A 320-nucleotide genomic window follows, 5' to 3' on the forward strand; every position below is an offset into this window, starting at 1 on the left:
CCTTATTTGTAACCAATGCATTAAGGCGATTAATACCTGTTCGAACATGGGGCGGTCAATCTTATGACGTGAATCATCCCACTATTCAGAAGCTAAGATTGCTTATCACCTCGGATACAAACCGTTTCATGAGCTCTTAGATCGCTTTTGTTTACAATACTGGTAAAGGAAGTAGGCGAGAGCAAAAATTACGATAATTGCTAAAAAAATCCGTTTATATAAGACGCTAGAATTGGCAAGGAAGTCTATTCCTGCATAACCAAAATACGTTGAGATAATTTCAATTGGAACAAGAAAAATAAAGGTGCTTACGATATAAT

1 protein-coding gene is annotated in these 320 nt (G+C 36.2%); it reads right to left on the reverse strand.

The genetic code is table 11. From position 1 onward, the window contains the following. Positions 1 to 126 precede the first annotated feature (126 nt). Positions 127 to 320, reverse strand: a 194-nt coding sequence (locus IEX97_RS13665; protein WP_229776919.1) for a hypothetical protein, incomplete at its 5' end; no start/stop codon positions are given.

Source organism: Paenalicyclobacillus cellulosilyticus, assembly GCF_014647315.1.
Classification (GTDB): domain Bacteria; phylum Bacillota; class Bacilli; order Alicyclobacillales; family Alicyclobacillaceae; genus Alicyclobacillus_J; species Alicyclobacillus_J cellulosilyticus.